Raw genomic sequence first — 19,483 nt, forward strand, 5'->3', positions numbered from 1 at the left:
GTGCGATAAGAACCAGGGGAGGATGCCACGGCATCCTCCCCATTTTCTTGCCCAGCACACCCGATCAGACGCAGACCCGGCGGTGGCTGGTGGCCCAGTTCTTCTCGTGCACCAGCGCATCGTTCTCGTAGGCCTGCACCTTCGCACGCAGGTGGAAGTGGGTGGCATCCGCCCACATCTCGGCCTGCGACTCGGTCCGCACCCGCCAGTCGCCGCGCTCCAGCGTTTCCGTCCAGTGCGTGCGCATCCGCGCCGAGAGCGGATCGTCCGGATGGATCTCGTACCACTCGCGGGCCGTACTGCCGGCGACGAGTCCATGCTCGACGATCTCGAACGCGCCGAAATCGTCGATGATCTCCAGCCGCTGCACGCCGCTGCCGGCATCGATCGACGTCGTCCGCCGGTTGGAGGACGGCCGGCGCACCGCCTCTTGCAGCTTCGGTGCCGCCTCGGCTTCGGCAAACGCGGGCGGCGCGTCCTCGGCCGGGGCATGACGCACGGGCAGGAACAGCCGCGTCTTCTCCATGTGGATCGTGACCGTCGCCTTGTCCGGCGAGGGCCAGATCAGCGGCCAGTAGGCTGTCGAGACCGCCAGGCGGACATGGTGGCCCTTCGGAAAGCAGTAGCCCACCTCGTCCAGCTCGATCCGCGCCCGGTAGAGCCGGCCTGGAACCAGGGGCTCCGGCCGTTCGTGGCTGGCATGGTGGCAGAGGTTGAACACGCCATAGCTGGCCCGCGCGGAGGCCCCGTCCGGCCCGACATCGCAAAGCCGCACCGCGAAGTTCGCCTGTGGCCGGTCGACCGTGAACGCCACCTCCAGCACCGGCCCGCCCAGGATCACCAGGTCCTCCGCCAGCACCGGACCGTCGAACAGCAGCGAGCCCCCATCCTCGATCCGCTGGTCACCCGGCAGTTCCGGTCCCAGCCAGATCGGGCAGTACTCGCCGGCCGCCTGGCCCACCGTCTGCGGCGAGCAGATCAAGGCCGTTCCGGTGCCGACCGCATCCCGGGTCAGCCGATGCGGTGCGAGGTGCCAGGCTTCCAGGTGGATGTTGGGCGACGGCCAGACGGGTTCCGCTACCCAGCGGCCGGGCCGATGCTCGTACATGGTGGCTGGCGGGACGCCGTCCATGATGTAGGCGCGCATGGCCGGCTGTCGGTCCGCGCCCTCCGCCTGATCCGCCAGATGGCGGCCGAAGAAGCGCACCACTTCCTGCAGGAAGCCAATCTGCGGCCCCGGCACGGCGAAGTGCGGGTATTTGTGCACCCACGGGCCGATGATCGCTTCCCGCGGGCCGCTCAGCCGCTCCAGCATGCGCGGCACCGGGTCGTGATAACTGTCCGCCCAGCCGCCCACGAGCATGACCGCCGCCTTGATCCGGCCATAGTCCTCGCAGATCGAGCCGTGCTTCCAGAACTCGTCGCGGGTCAGGTGGTCCATCCAGATGCCGGCCAGATGCGGCTCGGCCTGCAGCCGTTCCATCCACTGCGCCCGCCAGCCATCGCCCACGATCGCAGGATCCGCCGGCCGGGAGCTGTAGGCCAGCATGGTCGACGACCAGCCGAGCTGCTCGCAAAGGAGGCAGCCGCCCTTGTAGTGGATGTCGTCGGCATAGCGGTCGTCGGTCGAGCAGAGCGAGACCACCGCATCCAGCCCTTCCGGTTGGCGCCAGGCCACCTGCAGCCCGTTGAACCCGCCCCAGGAGATCCCGATCATCCCGACCCGGCCGGTGCTCCAGGGCTGCCGGCGGATCCAGGCGATCACCTCCATCGCATCGTCCTGCTCTTGCGGCAGGTACTCGCCCTCCATGATCCCGTCGCTGTCGCCATTGCCGCGCATGTCGACTCGCAGGCAGGCAAAGCCGTGGCCGGCCAGGTAGGGGTGGGTGAGGGTGTCCCGGTGCACCGTCCCGTCGCGCTTGCGATAGGGCAGGTATTCCAGGATCGCGGGCACCGGCTTGTGTTCCGCGTCCTTCGGCAGCCAGACCCGTGCCGCCAGCCTCGTCCCGTCGCTCATCGGGATGAAGATGTTCGGCCATTCCTCGATCTCGCGCGGGAACCGGTCGACCGTGCGCATGAACCTTCTCCCCCAGCAGCAGGCTGCCGGCGTTCTGGGTCATGGCAAGGTCGAGGACAACCGCCCATCGACCCACTTTGGATCCCGCAGCACCGGTTCCCGCGCGCCAGGCCTCACTTCGAGGAGACGAGCGGCTTCTCCATGTTCCCGCTGTTCAGCTTGTCGGCGATGTCGAAGCCTGAAGGGCTCGAGCAGGGTCCGCGCGTGCCGGGCTGGTAAGGAATGCCCCTGAACGCGTACTCGGCCGCGAACCCCACGGCATCCGAGAAGCTGCAGTTGCTGGCATGCCCGTTCAGCCGGACGAAATGGCCGATCTCGTGGCTGATCACATGGATGTAGAGGGCATCCCGGTCCAACGGATCAGTCCCCGCGGCCTCGTCGATGCTGTCGGTGCACAAGGCCACGCGCTGCTGATGAAGAATGGGGACCGTCCGTCCCCAGAGCCGCTCGCACTTGTTCTTCTGGTTGATGCACTCGAACTTGAGGTCCTTGTGCAGCTTGTCCTCGAAATTCTTCCGGCTGTTGCCGGGCCAGTCCATGAGGACGTTCGACTGGCTCATGGTGGCGTCGATGGCCGGCAGGTTGTCCTGCAGCCAGGCCACCGCGGAGCTGATCCGCTGCGACGCCGCATCCGAGCAGTTCTCGACGTCGATGTTCGAAAGAAGGTAGAGGCCGCTGGAACCGGGCTTGTCGGACCCGGATCCGCCGGGCAGCGTCTGGTTTCCGGCATCGATGCAGCCGGTGCCCCAGCACTGCTCGCCGGTCTCGGTGTTCGTCATCCCGGCTCTGGCCGCTGTGGCGCCCGCCAGTAAACCGGCAAACACGGCCGATATCATGATCGCCGCATACGAAGGTGGCGCAAGATGGTTCTTGGGCATGTCATGACCAGCCTTTTGGGTTGACCAAGATGTCGTGCATCGCGGCCACGGCCTCGTCTTTCCAAAGCCGCCGCATTGCACCGTCACCATTGAACCATGACATGCAGTGTTGCTGATGTGACCGACGTCATACGTCGTGCCTGGGCATGGACGGTCAGTCCGGGCGCCCGATGCCCCGCGCGATCTCGTCCTTGCGGCGCGCCACGAACGCGTCCAGCGCCTCGCGGATCGCCTTGTCCAGCGGCGGCGGCTCGAAGGCGTCGAGGCGCTCCTGCCAGATCCGCGTCGCCCGCGCCGCCGCGTCGGGCGCGCCCGCGGCACTCCATTGCTGGAAGTTCCGCCAGTCCGAAAGGATCGGCAGGTAGAAGGCGCGCTGGTAGCGCTCCATCGTCATTTCCGTGCCGAAGAAATGCCCGCCGGCCGGCGTCTGCAGGATGGCGGCCAGCGCCAGGTCGACATCCTCCTCCTCCTGGCCGCCCACGATCTCGGCGATGCCCTGCAGGAGTTCGCAGTCCAGCACGACCTTCTCGAACGAGGCGACCAGCCCGCCCTCCATCCAGCCGGCCGCATGGTACACCATGTTGGCGCCGCCCATGACCGCACCGAACAGCGAGAACAGTGATTCGTAGGCCGCCTGCGCATCGAGCGCCACCGAGGCCGAGGCATTTGAGGCGCGGTAGGGCAGCCGGACATGGCGGGCGAGCTGGCCTGCGATCAGGGTGGCCTTCACGTTCTCCGGCGTGCCGAATGCGGGGGCGCCGCTCTTCAGGTCGACGTTGGAAGTGAACGCGCCATAGGCGACCGGCGAGCCCGGGCGGACCAGCTGGACCAGCGCGATTCCGGCCAGGGCCTCGGCATGCTGCTGGATCATGGCCGCGGTCAGGCTGACCGGCGCCATCGCACCCATCAGCGTGAACGGCGTCACCACCACCGGATGGCCCAGCTCCGCCATCGCCATCAGCCCGTCGCACATCGGCCCGTCATAGCGCCTGGGGCTGTTCGCGTTGATCACGGTGCTGCAGCCGGGTGCCGCCATCGCCTCGTCCAGCGAGAGCCCGCGGGCGATGGCGGCCATCTCGGCCGAGTCGCGGGCGCGGTCACGGCCGATGGCCGAGCAGCCCCAGGGCTTGTCGCTCTCGGTGATGTTGGCGAGGCAGGCATCAAGGTGCCGGCTCTCCGCCGGCAGGTCGGTCGGCGGGACCGGCTGGTTGCCCAGGTAGTTCACGATCGGGAAGGATTGCGCCAGCCGAACCAGCCGACGGTAATCCTCGATGTTGCCGGGCCGCCGCCCGCCGATCCTGTCCTCGACGGTGGGAGGCCCCGACACCATGCCGAACGCTACCGCGTTCTCGCCGATGAGCAGCGAGCGATCGGGTGTGCGGCCGTGAACGACGTAGCTGGCGGGTGCTGTCGGCAGCGCCGCCGCGATGACCTCGCGCGGGATCCGAACGACCGTGGAGGCCTCGTCGACGAACGCGCCGGCCAGCCGCCAGCGGTCCCGTGCCGCCGCGCCCAGGAACTCGATGCCGGCATCCTCCAGGAGCCGCAGCGCCGCCTCGTGCACGGCCAGGACCCGTGCCGCCGGCCATGGCTCGATCGGGGGCAGGGCCCGGCGCAGCTGCGAGGTCGTGCCCGCCACCACATGGCCGGCCCGCATTTCCTTGCTGCGGCCGCGCCGGCCTCTGGCGATCCCTGGCGGCTGCATGGTCTGGCTCCGATCGGTGCTGTGCGTGCGGCGGGGCGTCAGCCTAGCGGAGCGCCGCCCGCCGCGTCACCCGCCGCCTGAGCTTCGCGCGGGCTTGGTTCTGCGGGTGCATCGGCCATATAGGTTTCATGGGCCCCGCGTCGGGGGGCCGGATCCAAAAGGAATGAGCCTTGAGCCTTGGCATCTGGGAAATGCTGATCCTGCTCGTGGTGGTGGTGCTGATCTTCGGTGCCGGCAAGCTGCCCAAGGTGGCCGGCGACCTGGCGCAGGGAATCAAGGCCTTCAAGAAGAACATGAAGGACGAGGACCAGGACGAGCCGGTCGCACCCGCCCATCCGGCACCGCGCGATCCGGCCCTGCTCGCCGCCGACAAGGTTGCCGCCGACCGCGACCGCCCGGTCGTCTGAATCTCGTCCTTCCTGCCCGGTTCGGCTTGACGCAGCGTTGCTGTCACGAAACTGTCACTGAACGCGCAAGAAGCGAACGCCCGGGCCCGAGCGAAACCCGGCAGGGGGAGGAAGATCATGCGCACCTGGATGCTCGCAGGGACTGGTCTCGCGGCGATCGCCTCGGGTTTCGTCGGTTCGGCTGAAGCGGCCGGCCGGCTGACGCTCTACTGCGCCACCGACGAGGCCTGGTGCCAGCTCATGGCAACCGAGTTCGAGAAGGCGACGGGGATCGACGTCGCGATGACTCGCAAGAGCTCGGGCGAGACCTTCGCGCAGATCAAGGCTGAGAAGGACAACCCCAAGGGCGACATCTGGTGGGGCGGCACCGGCGACCCGCATCTGCAGGCCGCCGAGGAAGGGCTGACGGACGTCTACGAATCGCCGATGAACGGCGAGCTCCACGACTGGGCGCTCGCTCAGTACGAGGTGTCGGGCGGGCGTACCGTCGGCATCTATGCCGGCGCGTTGGGCTTTGGCTACAACACCGAGCTGCTCGCCCAGAAGGGCTTGGCGGCACCGGCCTGCTGGGCCGACCTGATCAAGCCGGAGTACAAGGGCGAGGTCCAGATGGCCAACCCGAACAGCTCGGGGACGGCCTACACGGCGCTGGCCACCTTCGTGCAGCTCATGGGCGAGGACAAAGGGTTCGAATACCTCAAGGCCCTGCACGCCAACATCAACCAGTACACCAAGTCCGGCTCGGCCCCGATCAAGGCGGCAGCGCAAGGCGAGACCATGGTCGGGATCGTGTTCCAGCACGACGCGGTCACGATGAAGGCGGGCGGGGCCCCCATCGCGGTGGTGAGCCCCTGCGAGGGGACCGGCTACGAGATCGGCTCGATGAGCATCATTGCCGGGGCGCGCAATGTCGAGGAGGCCGAGCAGTTCTACGACTTTGCGCTCAAGGCCGACGTCCAGACCAAGGCCCGGGAGGCGAAGTCCTACCAGGTCCCGTCGAACAAGAACGCGCCGCCGCCGCCGGAAAGCCCGAAGCTCACCGAGATCAAGCTGATCGACTACGATTTCGCGAAATATGGCAGCTCCGCCGAGCGCAGCCGGCTCCTGGGCAAGTGGGATTCCGAGGTGAGCGCCATGCCGCGCTGAGGCGTCGGTGAAGATTCGCCAGCAGGACCGCACGCTGATCGGCTGGCTGCTGGCAGGTTGGCTCGGCCTTTGCCTCGTCCCCTGGTACGCGCAGGACGATGGCCTGTTCGGGTTCGGCTGGGCCGGCGCCGACTTCCTGGCCGATCGCGACATGGCACCTGCCCTGGTGCAGGTGCTGGGCCATGGCCGCCTCTGGCTGCTGCCGCTCGCACTCTTCCTGGCCCTGCCGCTCCCCGCCCTGCTGTCGGCCAGGTACACGGTGCACCGCGCCAACCTGCTGATCACCGCTGGGGCACTCGGCCTGGCATGGATGGCCATCCAGGGCCTGGCGGTCGATCACCGCGGGCCGGCGGCCTGGCTGGCGCCGTTCGTCCCGGCGCGCTCCCGCCAGTACAGCATGGGCGCCGGTGCCGTCCTGGTGGGCCTGAGCTTTCTGTTCACGCTCACCAACGGCCTGGCGGCCAAGGGGGCGGTCAAGGGTGACCGCTTCGTCGCGGGCTCGATCGGTCTGGTGGTCGGCGTCGTCGCCCTGTTCGTGTTCGTCCCGGTGGGCCTGGTGCTGCTGGGCGCGGTGCGGGACCCTGACGGCGCCTTCGCCCCGGCCCATTTCGTCGGCCAGTTCCTGGACGCCCGGATCTGGGGCCTGGCCTGCCTCTACGGGAACCTGCGCTGCGGTGTCGCCTGGAACTCGCTCCTGCTGGCGGTGCTGACCGGGCTCTCGACCGCCCTTCTGGGCCTGGCCTTCGCACTCGTCGCAACCCGCACCGCCTTTCCGTTCAAGCGCTTCCTGCGCATCCTGACGGTGCTGCCGATCATCACCCCGCCCTTTGTCATCGGCCTTGCCATCATCCTCCTGTTCGGGCGCAACGGAACCGTCACCCAGTTCGTGGCCGACCTGCTCGGCATCGAGGCCGGCCGCTGGATCTACGGCCTGCCCGGCGTCTGGTTCGCCCAGACCCTGGCGTTCACGCCCATCGCCTTCCTCGTGCTGATCGGCGTGGTCGAGGGCGTCAGCCCGTCCATGGAGGAGGCGGCCCAGACCCTGCGCGCCGACGGCTGGACGACCTTCAAGACCGTCTCCCTGCCGCTCATGCGCCCGGGCATCGCCAACGCCTTTCTTTTGGGCTTCATCGAGAGCCTGGCCGATTTCGGCAACCCGCTGGTGCTCAGCGGCAATTTCGACCTTCTCTCGACCGAGATCTACTTCGCCATGGTGGGCGCGCAGCACGACCCTGGCCGCGCCGCGATGATGGCCGTGGTGCTGCTGGCCTTCACCCTCGTGGCGTTCTGGGCCCAGCAGCGCTGGCTGGGGCGGCGCAACTACACGACCGTCACCGGCAAGGGCGATTCCGGCCTGCCCCTCCAGCTCGTGCCCGGCTTGCGCCACGCCGTCTATGCCGTGACCATCCCCTGGGCGCTACTCACCGTCGTGCTCTATGCGCTGATCCTGGTGGGCGGCCTGGTCGAGGTCTGGGGCCGCGACTACACGCCCACGCTCCGCCACATGGTGGCGGCGTTCGGCGTGACGCGCGGCGAGTTCGGCCTGGTCTGGTCGGGCACCGCCTGGAACAGCTTCTCGACCACGCTCGCCATCGCGCTGATCGCCGCCATCCCCACCGCCGCCATCGGCCTTTTGACCGGCTGGCTGCTGGTGCGCCAGGATTTCGGGATGAAGCGCGCGTTCGAGTTCGGAACCATGCTGAGCTTCGCGATCCCCGGCACGGTGATCGGCATCGCCTATATCCTGGCCTTCAACGCCCCGCCGGTGGAGCTGACCGGTACCGGCATCATCCTGGTCATCTCCTTCGTGTTCCGGAACATGCCGGTGGGCGTGCGGGCCGGGATCGCGTCCATGAGCCAGCTCGACCGGAGCCTGGACGAGGCGTCGCTCACCCTACGCGCGTCCAGCTTCACCACCATGCGCCGGATCGTGCTGCCGCTCCTGCGCCCGGCCATCCTGGCAGCCCTGGTCTACAGCTTCGTGCGGGCCATGACCGCGATCAGCGCCGTCGTCTTTCTCGTCTCCGCCCAGTACGAGATGGCCACGACCTATATCCTGGGCCGCGTCGAAAACGGCGAGTACGGCATCGCGGTCGCCTATTGCAGCGTCCTGATCCTGGCGATGCTGGCCGTCATCGGCATTTTCCAGCTGCTGGTCGGCCAGCGTCGCCTCGGCCGGCGCAGCGCCATGCCGGTCGCGGCCCCTGTGGGAGTCGTGCCTTGAACCAGGCCAGCGTGCGCTTCGAGAACGTCAGCAAGGCGTATGGGACCGTGGTTGCGGTCCGCGAGGTGAGCTTCGAGGTGGCAGCCGGCACGCTCGTCACGCTGCTAGGCCCGTCAGGATGCGGCAAGACCACGACGCTGCGCATGATCGCCGGGCTGGAGCTGGCCACCGCCGGGCGCATCTACATCGAAGGCCAGGACGTCACCACGCTTCCCGCCACCGCGCGCGACGTGGCCATGGTGTTCCAGTCCTATGCCCTCTTCCCGCACATGACGGTCCAGGAGAATGTCGGCTACGGCCTTTCCGTGTCCGGGCGGCCCAAGGCAGAGATCCGCCGCCGCGCCGACGAGGCGATGGCGACCGTGGGCCTGGCGGGCTATGGGGAGCGTCTGCCGGCGGAGCTGTCCGGCGGGCAGCAGCAGCGCGTGGCCGTGGCACGGGCGATCGTGCTGGAGCCGCAGGTCCTCCTGTTCGACGAGCCCTTGTCCAACCTCGACACCAAGCTGCGCCGCCGGGTCCGCGAGGAGCTGCGCGACCTGCAGCAGCGGCTGGGCATCACCTCGATCTACGTCACCCACGACCAGGAGGAGGCCCTGGCCGTCTCCGACCGGATCATCGTGATGAACCAGGCGGTGATCGCCCAGGCCGGCACGCCGCGCGAGCTCTACGAGGAACCCGCCTCGCGCTTCGTGGCGGATTTCATCGGCGACGCGAACCTGCTGCAGGCGGAGGTGACGGCGGTAGACGGGCAGCTGGCCCGGGTGCAGCTCGGCGCCTCGTCGCTGGCGCTGCCGTCGCGCGGGATGGGCAGGGGCCCTGCCACCCTCGCGATCCGGCCGCACGCCATCCGCGTGCACGACCGGCCAGCGGACGGCGCCAACCCGATGGAGGTCAGCCATGCCATCTATCTGGGCAGCCACGTGCAGTACGAGCTGGATGGCGCGGTCGGCCACCTATTCGCGACCGCACCCGCCGCAGAGCGGATGATCCCCAAGGGCGACAAGGCCTGGGTCACCTTCGACGAGCGCTCGGTGGCGCTGGTACCGGCCTGAAGGTGCCGCCAACCTGCCTTCAATATCGAGAGAACGACGCCGCACGTCCGCAAGTGAATTGCGAAGGCATCCAAATCTCGTAAGCTTCGTCGAACGAGGAAACACCGGGTGGATCGTATGGCTGCCGAATCACGCAACGTCGCTCACATCTCGGACGCGGCGGACGTCCGCAAGCATCGGATCGAGTTGGCCGCGGCACTGCGTCTTGCCGCCAAGTTCGGCCTCAACGAAGCCATCGACAATCACTTCAGCTTCGCGCTCGACCACGACCGTTTCCTGATCAACGGCTACGGCAAGCACTGGTCGATGATGACCGCGGGCGACGTGCTGGTGATCGACGGCGACGGCAAGATCCTGGACGGCCGTGGCGAGCTGGAGCCTACCGCTTTCTTCATCCACCGCGCTGTGCACCGCCGCTACGAGCAGGCCCGCGCCGTGCTGCACACCCACATGCCATATTCGACTGCCATCGCCTGTGCCGAGGGTGGGCGGCTCCTGCCGATCAGCCAAACCTACTGCCTGTTCCACGACCGGATCGGCTACGACGAGCATTATAACGGCATGGGCGACCATGCCCAGGAAGGCGACCGGATCGCCTCGGCCATGGGCGGGCGGCCGGTGGCGCTGCTGGCCAGCCACGGGCCGATCGTGACCGGGCCGACCATGGGGCAGGCCTTTTCCTGGCTCTACTACCTCGAGCGGGCCGCCGAGCTGCAGGTCCTGGCGGAAGGTCGCGGCCAGCCGCTCAAGCTGCTCTCGGACGATGTCGTGCAGGCGACCCGTGACAGTTGGGACAGCGCGCCACTGCATCACGACAAGCATTTCGCGGCCCTGATGGCCATGCTCGACAAGGAACAGCCGGAGTATCGCGAGTTTCATTGATTCCAATCGGCACATAATGATCCGCCGCCCTGCGGCTTTGAGGAGAATGAACCATGCGTCGTCTTGATGATTACGACACAATCCTCAGACAGGGCGGCCTTGATCGCCGCAGTTTCGGCAAGCTCGCCGCCATGCTCGGTGCCGGCGCATCGATCGGCGCCCTGATGCCGGGCATCGCCCGTGCCCAGGAGGAGCCCAAGAAGGGCGGCGACCTGTCGATCGGCATCACCGGCGGCGCCACGACCGATACGCTCAATCCGCTGCTCTCCACGGCGTCGATCCATGCGGCGACCGATTTCATGTGGGGCAACTGCCTGGTCGAGTACGGCACCGACGGCTCGGCCGTGCCGGAGCTGGCCGAGAGCTGGGAGCCGTCGGCGGACGCCAAGACCTGGCGCTTCAACATCCGCAAGGGCGTCGTCTTCCACAACGGCAAGGAGCTGGACGCCGACGACGTCGTCTATTCCTTGAACCTGCATCGCGGCGAGAACAGCACCTCGGGTGCGGCCGGCTACATGAAGCAGGTCAGCGACGTGAAGGCGGACGGCAAGAACGTCGTCGTCATCTCGCTGGAGTCGGGCAACGCCGACCTGCCCTACCTGCTGACCGACTACCACATGGTCATCATGCCGAAGGATTCGGACATCGCGTCCGGCATCGGGACTGGTGCCTACAAGATCACCGAATTCGACCCGGGCGTACGCGTCTTCGGCGTGCTCAACGAGAACTACTTCAAGGCTGGCCGCGGCAACTGCGCCAGCGTGGAGCTGGTGGGCATCTCCGATCCGGCCGCACGCACGGCCGCCCTGCAGACCGGCCAGATCACCATCATGGAACGCGTTGACCCGAAGACGGTCGAGCTGATGGGCAGGGCGCCCGGCATCGTCATCCACCGGGCGGCCGGCGGCGGCCACTACCCGATGCTGATGCGCTGCGACACCGCACCCTTCGATAACCTGGACTACCGCCTCGGCCTGAAATACGCGGCCAACCGCGAGGACATCGTCGACAAGGTCCTGCGCGGCCTGGGCAAGCCCGGCAACGACCATCCGATCCCGAGCGGGGACCCCTTCTTCGCGGCGAGCCTGGCCCAGCGGCCCTACGATCCCGAGAAGGCTAAGTTTCACATGAAGAAGGCGGGCTATGGCGGCGAGAAGATCCCGCTGTCCACCTCGGACGCCGCCTTCTCCGGTGCCGTCGACACGGCGGTTCTCTACCAGCAGCACGCGGCCGCGGCCGGCATCAACATCGACGTGATCCGCGAGCCGTCGGACGGCTACTGGGACAATGTCTGGATGAAGAAGCCGTTCTCCCTGTCCTACTGGGGCGGGCGGCCTACCGCCGACCTGATGCTGACCGTGGCCTACAAGTCCGATGCGGCCTGGAACGACACGTTCTGGCGCCGTCCGGACTTCGACAAGGTGCTCCTGGAGGCCCGCGCCGAACTGGACAAGGCGAAGCGGCAGGAGATGTACACCCAGCTGCAGACCATGATTCACGAGGACGGCGGCGCGCTCATCCCGATGTTCAACGACTTCGTCGATGCCTCGACGGACGCGGTGAAGAACTTCGAGCTGAGCCCGCAATACGGTCTGGCCGGCATGCGCGCGCCCGAGCGCGTCTGGCTCGATGCCTGATCTCGCCTGGCTGATCGGCAAGCGGCTGCTCTTCGGCGTTCTCACCCTGTTCGCGGTTTCGGTGCTGGTGTTCGCCGGCACCGAGCTGCTCCCGGGTGATCTGGCCCAGGTGATCCTGGGTCAGAGCGCCACGCCGGAGACGGTGGCCGCGATCCGGGCCAAGCTGAACCTGGGCGATCCCGCCCTGGTCCGCTACTGGCGCTGGCTCAGCGGCATCTTGACCGGCGACCTCGGCAACTCCCTGGCCTCCGGCCGACCAATCACGACCGTGCTGATGCCGCGGCTGGGCGCCACCCTGTTTCTCGCCGCCACCGCGGCAGTGATCGCCGTCCCGCTCGCCATCATCCTGGGCCTGCTGTCCGCGCTCTGGCGCGACCGGACCTTCGACAAGAGCGCATCCGCCGCGACGCTCGCTGCCATTTCGATGCCCGAGTTCTTCATCGGCTACCTGCTGGTCTACGTCTTCGCCGTCCAGCTCGGCTGGTTCCCGGCGATCTCGCGGATCTCGCCCAGCGCTGGCTTCGGCCAGAAGCTCTGGGCCATCGCCCTGCCGGCCATGACCCTGACGCTAGTGACGACCGGCCACATGATGCGCATGACGCGGGCGGCGATCGTCCAGGTCCTCTCTGCGCCTTACGTCGAGATGTCCGAGCTGAAGGGCACGCCGCGCAAGGCCATCATCTTCAGCCACGCCCTGCCCAATGCCATTGGCCCCATCGCCAACGTCGTCGTGCTCAACCTGGCCTTCCTGGTCGTGGGCGTGATCCTGGTCGAGGTGGTGTTCGTCTATCCGGGCATGGGCCAGCTCATGGTCGATGCCGTCGCCAAGCGCGACATTCCGCTGATCCAGGCCTGCGCCATCGTGTTCGCCATCACCTACGTGGTGCTCAACATGCTGGCCGACATCGTCTCGATCCTCGCCAACCCGCGCCTTCGGCATCCACGCTGATGGGCCGGCTCTTCCAGCGCATGCCCTGGATCACGCGGCTCGGCCTGATGCTGGTCGTGTTGTTCGCGCTGGCCGCCCTGTTCGGACCGTTCGTGGCACCCTATCCGGAGGCCGCCACCGTGGGTGACGTGTGGCAGCCGATCGGCACGGAAGGCTTCCTGTTCGGCACCGACACGCTCGGCCGCGACATGCTGAGCCGGCTGCTCTACGGCGCTCAGCGCTCGATCGGCCTGGCCCTGATCATCACCGTCATCTCGTTCACCGTCGGCGCCATCTGCGGTTTCCTGGCTGCGATCGCCGGCGGCTGGGTCGACCAGCTGGCCTCGCGGATCGTCGACGTGTTCATGTCGTTCCCGGCCCTGATCCTGGCGCTGCTGGTGCTCTCGGTCATGGGCAGCTCCCTGCCGGTCCTGGTGCTCACGCTGGCCTTCATCGACGGCACCCGCGTGTTCCGCCTGGCGCGCGCGGTGGCGGTCGACCTGAACGTGCTGGAGTTCGTGGAAGCGGCGCGCCTGCGCGGCGAGGGCCAGTGGTGGATCGCCCGCAAGGAGATTCTGCCCAACGCCCTGCCGATGCTGCTGGCCGAGTTCGGCGTCCGCTTCTGCTTCTCCTTCCTGCTGATCAGCGCTCTGTCCTTCCTGGGGCTCGGCATCCAGCCGCCGGCCGCCGACTGGGGCGGGATGGTCAAGGACAACGCCCAGGCGCTCGCCTTCGGCCTGCCAGCACCCTTGCTGCCGGCCGGCTGTATCGCGCTTCTCACGATTTCCGTGAATCTCGTGGTCGACTTCATGCTCGACCAGGCCGCTCGCCGCTCACGACGGGGCTGACCTCCATGCTGCTCGAGATCAAGGACCTGCGCATCGACGGCTCGGACCTGGACGGCAAGACCGTCGAGATCGTCAAGGGCGTGTCGCTCTCCGTCGACCGGGGCCAGGTGCTGGGCCTGATCGGCGAATCCGGTGCTGGCAAGTCCACGATCGGCCTGGCCGCCCTTGGCTATGTCCGCCCCGGCTGCCGCTTTACGGGCGGCAGCGTCAGGCTGGACGGCCAGGACGTCGTCAACGCCCCGCTCGACCTCCTCCTGCAGATCCGCGGCCGCAAGGTCGCCTATGTCGCCCAGAGTGCCGCCGCCTCGTTCAACCCGGCCCACCGCCTGATCGACCAGATCTGCGAGGTTCACCAGCGCCACGGCCTGGGGCCCCGCGCCGATGCCGAAAAGCGCACGGTCGAGCTGTTCCGCAAGCTGGGCCTGCCCGCTCCGGAAAATTTCGGCCAGCGCTACCCTCATCAGGTGTCGGGCGGCCAGCTGCAGCGGGCCATGACGGTGATGGCCCTGATCGCCAAGCCCGACCTCGTCGTGTTCGACGAGCCCACCACCGCGCTCGACGTCACGACGCAGATCGAGGTGCTGGCAGCGATGCGCGCGGCCATCCGCGAAGAGGGTGCTGCCGCGCTCTACGTGACCCACGATCTGGCCGTGGTGGCCCAGGTCGCCGACAAGATTCTGGTGCTGCGCCACGGCAATGCGGTGGAGCTCGGCGACACCCGTCAGGTGCTGGAAGCCCCTCGCGAGGAGTACACCAGGGCCCTGGTCAGCGTCCGCAAGTCCGAGAGCAACGAGCGCGGCGCCCATGCCAAGGCACCGGTGCTGGAGGTCCAGTCGATCGACGCGGCCTACGGCCAGCAGAAGGTGCTGTTCGACGTCTCGCTGCTCGTCGAGCACGCCGCGACGGTCGCCGTGGTGGGCGAGAGCGGCAGCGGCAAGAGCACGCTCGCCCGCGTCATCACCGGCCTCCTGCCGCCCAGCAAGGGCCGCATCCGCTTCCAGGGCGAGGACCTGTCGCCGGCCCTTGCCGGCCGCACGAAGGAGCATCGCCGCCGCCTGCAGCTCATCTACCAGATGCCGGACGTCGCGGTGAACCCGCGCCACACGGTCCTCGAGATCATCGGCCGCCCGCTCACCTTCTATGCCGGCCTGCGCGGTGCCGATGTCCGTCGCAAGGTCGAGGAGCTGCTCGCCCGCATCGAGCTGCCCGCCCATTTCGCCGACCGCTTCCCGGGCGAACTTTCCGGCGGCCAGAAGCAGCGCGTCTGCATCGCCCGGGCGCTAGCCGCCGAGCCCGAGCTGATCATCTGCGACGAGGTCACCTCCGCGCTGGACCCGCTGGTCGCCGACGAGATCCTGAAGCTGCTCCTCAAGCTCCAGGACGAACAGGGCGTCTCCTACCTCTTCATCACCCACGATCTCGCCACCGTGAAGGCCATCGCGCACGAGGTGGTCGTCATGCAGCGGGGCAGGGTGGTCGACAGCGGCAGGAAGGAGGAGGTCATGGCCCCTCCCTTCCACGATTATACCGGCAAGCTGCTGCGCTCCGTGCCGGAGATGCGCACGGACTGGCTGGACGAGGTGCTGGCGGGGCGCGTGTAGGGGCGACGACCTGATCATCGGGCCCCTGGCAGCAGGAGCATCTGGGGAGGGAGAGCCATGCAAGAAACGGAACAGTACCCATCGCGGCCGGTCGGGATCCTGCCCAACAGCCGGTTTCCACTGCTTGTCCATCGCGCTGCCATCCCCGGCGGGGGAGCCGACGCCGTGAAGGCCCGGTTTCGCGAGAACGGTTGGCTCAACAACTGGATCTACCCCGGCATCTACACCTACCCGCATTTCCACTCGACGACCCATGAATGCCTGGGTTGTGCCGTCGGTCGGATGGAGGTCGAGCTGTTCGGCCGTGGCGGGACCCGGGTCCGCATCGAGGCAGGGGACGTGATCGTCATGCCCGCCGGCGTCTCGCACCAGATGGTGGGGTCCAGTCCCGACATCATGATGGTCGGGGGATATCCCGACGGTCGTGACTGGGACAACATGCAGGAAGAAAAGATCACCGAAGACGAGCGTCGCGCAGCGGCGAAGCGGATCATGATGCTGCCGATCCCGGCGCGCGACCCGGTGACTGGCCTGGCCATGCGGGAATGGATCGAAGCTCCGTCGTCAGTCGACGCCGACCTGAACGACTACCGCGATGCGCTGGATACGAGGTGAGCGATGGCTTGCGCCGTCGATCGGCCCGACTGCCCAGAATCGCTCCTCTCCGTCGTCCAAGCGCTCGCCGGGAATGACCTACGCCAATTCGAGGTCCATCTCGGCCGCTGCGACCAGGCAGATGCCGTGCTTGTTCTGGCTGGTCCGGTCCTTCTCGTCGTCGAACTCGATCTCCATCATCAAACGCCATGACGAAGATTTGCGTCCGGATGACGACCGCATCCCCCGTTGACCGCCCCCGCGAATCATTGTGTCGTCCACGCACCTGTGGAAGCGGACCTGCGCTCGCTGCCGGCCGCCTGTGTGGAGCACATGCATGATCGATCGTAGGACCCTGGTCGGTACCGGCCTTGCCGCGCCTTTCGCGCTGGCCGGCCTCAAGTCCGCCCGCGCCCAGGACGCCGAACCGCTTCAGATCGCCTTCATGTATGTCGGCCCCGTCGGCGACCTCGGGTGGTCCTACCAGCACGACCAGGGCAGGCTCGCCGTCGAGAAGCATTTCGGCGACAAGGTGAAGACGTCCTATGTCGAGAGCGTGCCGGAAGGGGCGGACGCCGAGCGCGTGCTCCGGCAGATGGCCCAGAGCGGCAACAAGCTGATCTTCGCCACTTCCTTCGGCTTCATGCAGGCGGTGATCAACGTCGCCAAGCAGTTCCCCGACACGATCTTCGAGCACGCCACCGGCTTCAAGATGGCGAAGAATGTCGGCATCTATAACGCCCGCTTCTACGAGGGCCGCTACGTGTCCGGCCACCTGGCCGGCCGGATGAGCGAGAAGAAGACGATCGGCTATATCGGGTCCTTCCCGATCCCTGAATGCATCATGGGCATCAACGCCTACACGCTGGGCGCCCAGCGCCTGATCCCCGACGTCAAGACCAAGGTGGTCTGGGTCAACAGCTGGTACGACCCGGGCAAGGAGACCGAGGCGGCCAACGCGCTGATGGACCAGGGCTGCGATTTCATCGTCCAGCACACCGACAGCCCAGCCCCCGTCCAGGCGGCCGAGAAGCGCGGCGTGTGGTGCGTCGGCCAGGCGTCGGACATGGGCAGGTTCGGCCCCGAGCGCTGCCTCACCTCCGTCGTCGACGACTGGGCCTCCTACTACATCAAGACCGCCCAGCGCGTGCTCGACGGCTCCTGGAAGCCCGAGGACTACTGGGGCGGCATGGCCGAGAACTCGGTCGTGATGACACCATGGAAGCCGGCCGTCCCCGCCATGGTCCAGGCCGAGCTCGACACGCTGGTGGGCGAGATCAAGGCCAAGAAGCTCCACCCCTTCCAGGGCGAGGTGAAGAAGCAGGACGGCACCGTCGTCGTTCCGGCCGGCTCCGTCATCAGCGACGCCGACCTCCTGCAGATGAACTACTACGTGGCCGGCGTGGACAGCGCGATCCCCGGCTGAGCCATCCTGTCGGGAACGCCGGCGGGCGCGGCACCGCGTGGGTTAAGGGTGCCGCTCCCCGCGTGCCGGGCGGCTTTCCCACCAGATATGCGTCAGCACCGCCGCGAGCACGACCGTCCCGCCCAGGATCGTCGTCGCGCGCGGCGTTTCGCCGAAGGCGAGCCAGACCCAGACCGGTGCCAGCGGCGCATCGAGCGCCCCGATGAGCGCCGTCTGGACCGCCGGTATCATCCGCGCCCCGATCGTGAAGAAGATCAGGCCCAGCCCCATGTTCGTGATGCCGAACAGGGCGAGGTAGCCCAGGTCCAGGAGGCCCACGGAAGCGGGCGAGGCGAGCGGCAGGCTGACGAGTGCCGTCAGTGCGGCCGACAGGCAGGCGGCTGGTACCATCGGGATCGTGCCTGGTGCCGAGCGTGCCAGCACGATCATGGCGGCCATGCCGAGCGTCATCACGACCGCCAGCCCGTCCCCGGCCAGACTGCCTTCGCCGATGCCACCGCCGACCGTCAGCGCCACCCCCGCCAGCGCCACCATGCTGGCCAGCAGGGTTGCGCGCGACGCCCGCTCCCGCATCACGACCCAGGCAAGCCCAGCCGCCATGAACGGCACCACCGCATAGATGATCGCGACATGGGCCACCGTCGTGAGCCTGAGCGAGCCCAGAAAGGCGATCATGCCGCCCGAGGACAGCAGGGTGAACAGGACACCGCATCGGCCCATGCCGGTGAACGTCGCCAGGACATGGCCCCGGTCCCTGGCCACCACGAAGGCAAGCCCGGTCAGCGCGCCGAACACGCCACGCCAGAACAGCATGGTCCAGGCGTCCTGCGGGATGAGCCGGGTGAAGAAGCCGGCGGTGCTCCAGGCGATGGCCGACAGCGTGACCAGGAGCAGGCCCACCCGTGCCTCATGACCCAGCCCGCGGCGGGGAAAAGAAGAAGAACTGCTGGTCATCATCTGGTCCCTGCTGCCATAGGGTCGACGCTACACGCTCGCTGCTGACAACCTCTTGTCAGTAGGATCGGTGGCGATCACGACGCGAGCGATGCCATTCATGCGCCGGACGACCCGCCTTCTCGAGATCATCCAACTGCTGCGCGGGGCCAGGCGTCCGCTGACCGCGGCCGAGCTGGCCGCCCGCCAGGAAGTGACGGTCCGCACGATCTATCGCGACATCGCCTCGCTGCAGGCCACGGTCCCGATCCAGGGGGAGGCCGGCATCGGCTATGTCATGCGGCGGGGCTACGACCTGCCGCCGCTCATGCTGACGGTGGAGGAGGTGGAAGCGGTGGTGGTCGGCCTGAGCCTCCTTGCGCACGGGCGACCAGGGCCTCAAGGACGCAGCCTCCGTCGTGCAGGCCAAGCTCGCCGCCATCCTGCCCGACCATGCCCGCCGCCCGATCGACCGGCCGAGCCTCTACGCCTCCGACTGGGGCGTTGCCGAGCCTGCAACCCTGGACTTGGCCATGGTTCGCCGGGCCATCCGCGACGAGCGCAAGCTCGCGATTGCCTATGTCGACGAAGCTGGGCGCGAGACCAGCCGCATGATCTGTCCGATCGCAATGATCTACTATGTCGAGGTCATCAACCTGGTCGCCTGGTGCGAGCTGCGCCAGGCCATCCGCCACTTCCGCGCCGACCGGATCGTGCAGGCGGTCGTGACCAATGGCTCGTTCAAGGCTGAAGGAGAGCGGCTGCGGGCTGCCTGGGCAAGCGTGATGACTGCGCGCAGGAACCATCCGGCCTCGCCAGGCTGACCGATCGTTGGAATGCAGACCCGCAGCAACCCATGGTGGCAGCTACCTTGCTCGCGTCTGCTGCAGATAGGTCCGCACCGCCGGGTCATTGCCAGCCCAATCGTCCGAGCGAGCGCATGATCGGCCGCGGCGTCCGGTCGGGCAGGCCGGCTGCCTTCGCCTCGGCGAAATTCTCCCGCTTGGGCGACATCGGCCTCGGTCTCGAAGAATATCAGCATATGGCGCATGAGCTTTCCCGCGCAGATCGGGCCGACCGACATGGTTCGCCTCGACCCCATGGGGTCTAGGTCGCCGTCGCTCTGCTCCATCCTCTTCTCTGTC

General features: G+C 67.7%; 15 protein-coding genes and 1 pseudogene. 12 read left to right on the plus strand and 4 right to left on the minus strand.

The window, feature by feature from the left end; all coding sequences use genetic code 11:
* Positions 1–64: 64 nt before the first annotated feature.
* The 3 genes from VHL31_RS14650 to VHL31_RS14660 all read right to left on the minus strand — a co-directional run bounded on the left by VHL31_RS14650 (position 65) and on the right by VHL31_RS14660 (position 4,660).
* The gene (locus tag VHL31_RS14650; RefSeq protein WP_329661962.1) at positions 65–2,077 is read right to left on the minus strand and encodes a CocE/NonD family hydrolase; all 2,013 of its coding nucleotides are present in this window, start codon (positions 2,075–2,077) and stop codon (positions 65–67) included.
* Positions 2,078–2,190: 113 nt separating this feature from the next.
* On the minus strand, positions 2,191–2,856 hold the full coding sequence (locus tag VHL31_RS14655; protein WP_329661963.1) for a hypothetical protein: 666 nt from the start codon (positions 2,854–2,856) through the stop codon (positions 2,191–2,193).
* A 253-nt stretch (positions 2,857–3,109) separates the two neighbouring features.
* Positions 3,110–4,660, minus strand: a complete 1,551-nt coding sequence (locus VHL31_RS14660; RefSeq protein ID WP_329661964.1) for a trimethylamine methyltransferase family protein — start codon at positions 4,658–4,660, stop codon at positions 3,110–3,112.
* Positions 4,661–4,830: 170 nt separating this feature from the next.
* Between VHL31_RS14660 and tatA the strand changes: the two genes are divergently transcribed.
* From tatA to VHL31_RS14715, 11 genes are all read left to right on the plus strand, one after another.
* The gene (gene tatA, locus VHL31_RS14665; protein WP_329661965.1) at positions 4,831–5,067 is read left to right on the plus strand and encodes a twin-arginine translocase TatA/TatE family subunit; all 237 of its coding nucleotides are present in this window, start codon (positions 4,831–4,833) and stop codon (positions 5,065–5,067) included.
* A gap of 117 nt (positions 5,068–5,184) precedes the next feature.
* The gene (locus tag VHL31_RS14670; protein ID WP_329661966.1) at positions 5,185–6,213 is read left to right on the plus strand and encodes an ABC transporter substrate-binding protein; all 1,029 of its coding nucleotides are present in this window, start codon (positions 5,185–5,187) and stop codon (positions 6,211–6,213) included.
* Positions 6,214–6,220: 7 nt separating this feature from the next.
* Complete coding sequence (locus tag VHL31_RS14675; RefSeq protein WP_329661967.1) at positions 6,221–8,437, plus strand: iron ABC transporter permease; 2,217 nt, start codon at positions 6,221–6,223, stop codon at positions 8,435–8,437.
* On the plus strand, positions 8,434–9,489 hold the full coding sequence (locus VHL31_RS14680) for an ABC transporter ATP-binding protein (RefSeq protein ID WP_329661968.1): 1,056 nt from the start codon (positions 8,434–8,436) through the stop codon (positions 9,487–9,489). The genes VHL31_RS14675 and VHL31_RS14680 overlap by 4 nt, the downstream gene beginning before the upstream one ends.
* A gap of 117 nt (positions 9,490–9,606) precedes the next feature.
* The gene (locus tag VHL31_RS14685; RefSeq protein WP_329661985.1) at positions 9,607–10,371 is read left to right on the plus strand and encodes a class II aldolase/adducin family protein; all 765 of its coding nucleotides are present in this window, start codon (positions 9,607–9,609) and stop codon (positions 10,369–10,371) included.
* Positions 10,372–10,424: 53 nt separating this feature from the next.
* The gene (locus VHL31_RS14690; RefSeq protein WP_329661969.1) at positions 10,425–12,008 is read left to right on the plus strand and encodes an ABC transporter substrate-binding protein; all 1,584 of its coding nucleotides are present in this window, start codon (positions 10,425–10,427) and stop codon (positions 12,006–12,008) included.
* Positions 12,001–12,957 (plus strand): ABC transporter permease, encoded by a 957-nt coding sequence (locus VHL31_RS14695; protein ID WP_329661970.1) that lies wholly within the window; start codon positions 12,001–12,003, stop codon positions 12,955–12,957. The genes VHL31_RS14690 and VHL31_RS14695 overlap by 8 nt, the downstream gene beginning before the upstream one ends.
* Positions 12,957–13,784, plus strand: coding sequence for an ABC transporter permease (locus VHL31_RS14700; protein ID WP_329661971.1), 828 nt, complete (start codon positions 12,957–12,959; stop codon positions 13,782–13,784). The genes VHL31_RS14695 and VHL31_RS14700 overlap by 1 nt, the downstream gene beginning before the upstream one ends.
* 5 nt (positions 13,785–13,789) lie before the next feature.
* Positions 13,790–15,385 carry an ABC transporter ATP-binding protein gene (locus tag VHL31_RS14705; protein ID WP_329661972.1) on the plus strand — a complete coding sequence of 532 codons (1,596 nt, stop codon included), beginning with the start codon at positions 13,790–13,792 and terminating at the stop codon, positions 15,383–15,385.
* Between the two features lie 57 nt (positions 15,386–15,442).
* On the plus strand, positions 15,443–16,000 hold the full coding sequence (locus VHL31_RS14710) for a cupin domain-containing protein (protein WP_329661973.1): 558 nt from the start codon (positions 15,443–15,445) through the stop codon (positions 15,998–16,000).
* Positions 16,001–16,316: 316 nt separating this feature from the next.
* The gene (locus VHL31_RS14715) at positions 16,317–17,405 is read left to right on the plus strand and encodes a BMP family ABC transporter substrate-binding protein (protein ID WP_329661974.1); all 1,089 of its coding nucleotides are present in this window, start codon (positions 16,317–16,319) and stop codon (positions 17,403–17,405) included.
* Positions 17,406–17,447: 42 nt separating this feature from the next.
* On the opposite strand, the gene VHL31_RS14720 is transcribed toward VHL31_RS14715, so the two are convergent.
* Positions 17,448–18,362, minus strand: coding sequence for a DMT family transporter (locus VHL31_RS14720; RefSeq protein WP_329661975.1), 915 nt, complete (start codon positions 18,360–18,362; stop codon positions 17,448–17,450).
* A 97-nt stretch (positions 18,363–18,459) separates the two neighbouring features.
* Here VHL31_RS14720 and VHL31_RS26670 point away from each other — a divergent pair.
* Positions 18,460–19,162, plus strand: a pseudogene (locus VHL31_RS26670) (helix-turn-helix transcriptional regulator).
* Positions 19,163–19,483: the final 321 nt, after the last annotated feature.

The sequence above is a fragment of the Geminicoccus sp. genome (assembly GCF_036263595.1).
Taxonomy (GTDB): domain Bacteria; phylum Pseudomonadota; class Alphaproteobacteria; order Geminicoccales; family Geminicoccaceae; genus Geminicoccus.